5 protein-coding genes are annotated in these 5,935 nt (G+C 61.0%); all 5 read left to right on the plus strand.

The annotated features are described in order from the left end of the window. A partial coding sequence (locus Q0C48_RS11975) for a fructose-bisphosphatase class II (protein WP_291524655.1) occupies positions 1 to 671 on the plus strand: 671 nt, incomplete at its 5' end. Positions 672 to 694: 23 nt separating this feature from the next. Continuing rightward, on the plus strand, positions 695 to 2,692 hold the full coding sequence (gene tkt / locus Q0C48_RS11980) for a transketolase (protein ID WP_291524658.1): 1,998 nt from the start codon (positions 695 to 697) through the stop codon (positions 2,690 to 2,692). A gap of 34 nt (positions 2,693 to 2,726) precedes the next feature. After that, complete coding sequence (gene gap / locus Q0C48_RS11985) at positions 2,727 to 3,743, plus strand: type I glyceraldehyde-3-phosphate dehydrogenase (protein WP_291524660.1); 1,017 nt, start codon at positions 2,727 to 2,729, stop codon at positions 3,741 to 3,743. A gap of 14 nt (positions 3,744 to 3,757) precedes the next feature. Continuing rightward, a complete protein-coding gene (locus Q0C48_RS11990) occupies positions 3,758 to 4,963 on the plus strand; it encodes a phosphoglycerate kinase (protein WP_291524662.1) in 1,206 nt (401 codons plus the stop codon). Then, positions 4,960 to 5,935 (plus strand): pyruvate kinase (pyk, locus tag Q0C48_RS11995; protein ID WP_291524664.1); only part of this gene is annotated, 976 nt, incomplete at its 3' end. The genes Q0C48_RS11990 and pyk, both read left to right, overlap by 4 nt.

The raw sequence follows: 5,935 nt of genomic DNA on the forward strand, positions 1-5,935 counted from the left end.
CCACCTTCCTGGCCCAGGGCATGCCCGGCTCCATCTGCGTGCTGGCGGCGGCTCCCAAAGGCAGCATGTTCCAGCCCGGCCCGGCCTACTATATGGACAAGCTGATTGTCCCGGCCCCGGCCCGCGGCAAAATAGACCCTGCCGCACCGATGAAGGACAAGCTCCACGACCTGGCTCGCGCCCTCGGCAAGGAGGTCCGTGAATTGCGCATCTTCCTGCTCAAGAAGCCGCGCCACGAAGCCATGATCCGCGAAATTCAGGCGGCGGGCGCCACCGTACGCCTGCAGACAGACGGCGACGTCAGCGGCGGCATCATGGCCGCCCTCGGCACCAAGGTAGATGCCATGATGGGCATCGGTGGCACCCCGGAAGGTGTCATCTCCGCCTGCGCCGCCCGCGCCATGGGTGCAGACATGTTTGGTGCATTGTCGCCACAGAAGCCCGGCGAAGCCGAAGCCATCGCCGCCGCTGGCCTCAAGGCTGGCCAGTGGCTGGGTCGTGACGACCTGGTATCGAGCGATGACGTGCTCTTTGTGGCTACCGGCCTGACCTCCGGCGATATCCTCGATGGGGTAACCCGCTCCCACTATTTCGTAGAGAGCGAAAGCCTGGTTATTTCCGGTCACGACGGCATTTTGCGCCGGGTCCGTACCCACCAACGCATCGACTGATTTCTATTTATAAGGAGTATGTTATGACTGTGACCCGTACAGATCTGGCGAACGCGATCCGCGTTCTCACCATGGACGCCGTGGAAAAAGCGAAATCCGGCCATCCCGGCATGCCCATGGGCATGGCGGACATTGCCGAAGTGCTGTGGAACGACTTCCTGGTCCACAACCCCGCCAATACCCACTGGGCCAATCGCGACCGCTTTATTCTGTCCAATGGGCACGGCTCCCTGCTGCAATACGCGCTCCTCCATCTCACCGGTTACGATGTCTCTATGGAAGACCTCAAAAACTTCCGCCAGTGGCACAGCAAGACCCCTGGTCATCCGGAGTACCGCGACACCCCAGGTATAGAAACGACCACGGGTCCTCTGGGTCAGGGTCTCGCCAACGGTGTCGGAATGGCGCTGGCGGAGCGTATGCTCGCCGGTCACTTCAACCGGCCCGGTCACGAAATCATCGATCACTACACCTATGTATTCCTCGGTGATGGCTGCCTCATGGAAGGCGTTTCCCACGAAGTCTGCTCTTTAGCGGGCGTCTGGGGGCTCAGCAAGCTCATCTGTTTCTACGACGACAACAACATTTCCATTGACGGTCATGTGGATGACTGGTTCGCCGACAACACTCCAGCCCGTTTCGAGGCTTACGGCTGGCATGTGATCCGCCATGTCGACGGCCACGACCCCGAAGCCGTCAGAACGGCGGTCATTGATGCCCGCAAACAGACCAGCAAACCCACCCTGATCTGCTGCAAGACGGTCATCGGCCATGGCTCCCCCAACAAGGCGGGCAGCCATGACTGTCATGGCGCGCCTTTGGGCGCCGAAGAGATATGCCTGACCCGGGAAAACCTGGGTTGGTCCGCGGAGCCGTTCCAGATCCCCGAGGCCATCTACCGGGCTTATGATGCCCGGGCCAAGGGGGAGGCCGCCGAGGCCGACTGGAAGACCCGTTTCGCCAGGTACCGGGAACTCTATCCCGAAGAAGCGGCGGAACTCGAACGGCGCCTGGCAGGCACCGTCAGCGGCGGTTTCGATGACGCGGTGACAGCGCTTATTGCCGGCTTCCGTAAGGCGGCGCCCAAGATTGCCACCCGTGTGGCATCCGGCCAGTGCATTCAAGGCGTTGCAGCGGCATTACCCGAGTTTATCGGTGGCTCTGCCGATCTGACCCCTTCCAACAACACCCGCTGGAAAGAAGCCATCGACATCGGCAAACATCGCCTCATGGGTAACTACATCCACTACGGCGTGCGCGAGTTCGGCATGTCCGCCATCATGAACGGCATTGCCCTCTACGGTGGCTTCCTGCCCTTCGGCGGCACCTTCCTGATCTTCTCCGACTACAGCCGCAACGCCATCCGGATGTCGGCGCTGATGGGCATTCGTGTGGTCTACGTGATGACCCACGACTCCATCGGTCTGGGTGAAGACGGCCCCACCCATCAGCCCATCGAGCAGGTTAACAGCCTGCGCCTGATCCCCAACCTCAACGTCTGGCGTCCGGCGGATGCCGTGGAAACCGCCATCGCCTGGGAATCCTCGGTCAAACTGGAGCGGACGCCGTCCCTGCTCGCCCTCAGCCGCCAGAACCTCCCGGCCCTGCCACATACCGACGAAACCGTGGCCAACGCCCGCCGCGGCGGCTATGTGATCAAGGATGCCGAGGGCGGCAAAGCCAAGGGTATCCTCATCGCCACCGGTTCCGAAGTGGAGTTGGCGCTGGCGGCACAGGCCAAGCTGGCGGAGCAAGGACATCCCGTGCGCGTGGTTTCCATGCCTTGCATGGACATCTTCGCGGCGCAAGATGCGGCATATCAGGAGAGTGTCCTCCCCATCAGCATCACCAAGCGCGTCGCTATCGAAGCGGGCACCACGGGGCTCTGGTACAAGTATGTGGGTCTGCACGGCGCGGTCATCGGTATCGACCACTTCGGCGCTTCGGCCCCGGCCCCGATCCTGTTCGAAAAATTCGGCTTCACGGTGGATAACGTGGTCGCGCGTTTCCAGACACTGTAAATCATTCATTTTAAAACATTGAGGAGTTCACATTATGGCATTGCGTATTGGTATTAACGGCTATGGGCGTATCGGGCGGAACATCCTGCGGGCAGTGTACGAAGCGAACCGGACTGACAAAGTCCAGATCGTCGCGGTCAATGACCTGGGCAGCCCCGAAACCAACGCCCACCTGACGCAGTATGATTCCGTGCATGGCAAATTCCCTTTCCCGGTGAACGTCGATGACGGCGACATGCTGATCGGCGACGACCGGGTCAAGGTGCTCGCCGAACGCGACCCTTCCAAGCTGCCCTGGGGTGATCTGGGTGTGGACGTAGTCCTGGAGTGCACTGGCTTCTTTGCCTCCCGCGAAAAGGCGGCCCTGCACCTCAAGGGCGGCGCCAAGAAAGTGCTGATCTCGGCACCGGCAAAAGATGCGGTCGACCTCACCGTCGTCTACGGCGTCAACCACCAGTTGCTCGACCCCGCCAAACACCACATCGTCTCCAACGGCTCCTGCACCACCAACTGCCTGGCGCCTCTGGCCAAGACCCTCAATGATCTCGCCGGCATCGAGGCGGGGACCATGAACACCATCCACTCCATGACCAATGACCAGCGCATTATCGATGTTTATCACGAAGACCTGCGCCGTGCCCGCGCTGCCGGCATGAGCATGATCCCCACCAGCACTGGTGCCGCCAAGGCCATCGGCCTGGTACTGCCGGAGCTGGCGGGCAAGCTGGACGGCTTCGCCATCCGCGTGCCCACGCAGAACGTCTCCCTCGTTGACCTCACCTGTATCGTCAACAAGGAAGTCTCCGTAGACGAAATCCATGCGGCCATGAAAGCGGCCAGTCAAGGCGCGCTCAAGGGTGTCTACGGCTACAACGACAAGCCCCTGGTCTCCATCGACTTCAACCACAACCCGCACTCCTCCACCTACGAGTCCTCCCTGACTAAGGTCAAGGGCAAACTGGTCAAGGTCTGCTCCTGGTATGACAACGAGTGGGGCTTCTCCAACCGCATGGTGGATACCGCCCTCGCCATGATGGGTCAGGCCCGCTGAGAGGAGGACCCGCCATGAATATTTTGCGCATGACCGACTTGCCTTTAAAGGGCAAGCGCGTGTTGATTCGTGAGGACCTCAATGTCCCCATGAATGATGCAGGGGCTATTACCGATGACACCCGCATCCGCGCCAGCCTGCCCACCATTCGCGCCGCGCTGGACGGCGGTGCGCGGGTAATGCTGATGTCCCATCTGGGGCGTCCCAAGGAAGGTGTTTTTGACGAAAAGGCCAGCCTGGCCCCCATTGCCGCCCATCTCGGCCAGTTGCTGGGCCGCGACGTACCTTTGGTGCGGGATTGGCTGGATGGCGGTAAGGATAGCCTCGCCCGGCTGCAGGACGGTGATGTGGTCGTGCTGGAAAACGTCCGCTTTAATGCGGGCGAAGGCCAGGATGACGAAGCGCTTTCCAGGAAAATGGCCGCGCTCTGCGATATCTATGTGATGGATGCTTTTGGTACGGCCCATCGTGCCCAGGCCAGTACCCACGGCGTCGGCAAGTTCGCGCCTGTCGCCTGTGCCGGCCCTCTGCTCGTCAATGAACTGGAGGCGCTGGGCAAGGCCCTGCAGAACCCCAAGCGTCCTCTGGTCGCCATTGTCGCCGGATCCAAGGTGTCCACCAAGCTGACCATCCTCAAGTCCCTGGCGGACAAGGTGGATCAACTGGTGGTGGGTGGCGGCATTGCCAACACCTTCATCCTCGCCGCTGGCCATTCCATCGGCAAATCCCTCTGTGAGGCCGATCTGGTGCCCGATGCCGAAGCCATCATCGCGGCAGCCAAGGCCAAGGGCGGCGATGTACCGCTGCCCAGTGATGTGGTCGTCGCCAAGGCGTTTTCGGCTACGGCACCTGCCAGAACCTGTGGCGTGGACGATATCGCAGCGGACGACATGGTGCTCGATATCGGCCCCAATACCGCCAGGGCCTTGGGCGAAATACTGCGTAAGGCAGGCACCATCGTCTGGAATGGCCCGGTAGGCGTGTTTGAGTTCGATGCCTTTGCCGGTGGCACGAAAGCCATTGCCCAGGCGGTAGCCGAAAGCAGCGCCTTCTCCATTGCCGGGGGTGGCGACACCATTGCGGCGATTAACAAGTTTCACATCGAAGATAAGGTCTCTTATATCAGTACGGGTGGCGGTGCCTTCCTGGAATTCCTCGAAGGCAAGGCCCTGCCTGCCGTAGCCATGCTGGAAGAACGTGCGAGAGGTACACACACTTGATACGCCGGACGAAAATCGTCGCAACCCTGGGCCCTGCCAGTTCTGATGTGCAGGTCATCGATCGCCTGATCGAGGCGGGTGTCGATGTCGTCCGCCTCAATTTTTCCCACGGCGCGCCCGAAGATCACGTGAAGCGTGCCGAGATGGTCCGGGAAAGGGCGCGCGCCCATGGCCGCGCTATCGGTGTGTTAGCCGATTTGCAGGGACCCAAAATTCGCATCGGTAAATTTGCCGAAGATAAAATTCATCTCCGGGAAGGCGAACCCTTTGTTCTCGATAGCACTTGTGCCGTGGGCGATCAGGCGCGGGTGGGTATTACCTATCCCCAACTCGTCAACGATGTGGAACGCGGCGCTACTCTGCTCCTCAATGACGGCATGATCGTCCTCTGGGTAGAAAAGGTGCAAGGTACCGAGATTCACACACGGGTCGTGCAGGGGGGCGAGCTCTCTAACAGCAAGGGCATTAACCGCGCTGGCGGCGGACTAACTGCACCGGCACTGACCGACAAGGACCGCGCCGATATTATTACGGCAGCCCGCCTGGAGGCCGACTATCTGGCCGTCTCCTTTCCGCGCAGTGCCGCGGATATGGATGAAGCCCGTCGCCTCTTCCGCGAAGCGGGTGGGCATGGCGCGATGGTGGCCAAAATAGAGCGCGCCGAGGCGGTAGAGGCCATCGAAGAAATTCTGGCGGTTTCCGAGGTCATCATGGTGGCGCGGGGCGATCTGGGTGTCGAAATTGGCGACGCCGCGGTGCCCCCCGTGCAGAAGCGGATTATCGCTCTGGCGCAGAAGTACAATCGCCTGACCATCACCGCCACACAGATGATGGAATCCATGATTCATCAGCCCATTCCCACCCGTGCTGAAGTTTCCGACGTCGCCAATGCCGTCCTCGATGGCACCGATGCGGTCATGCTCTCGGAGGAATCGGCCATGGGCGATTTCCCGGCGGAGGCCGTTCGTACCC

The organism is Acidithiobacillus sp. (assembly GCF_023255755.1).
GTDB lineage: Bacteria > Pseudomonadota > Gammaproteobacteria > Acidithiobacillales > Acidithiobacillaceae > Acidithiobacillus.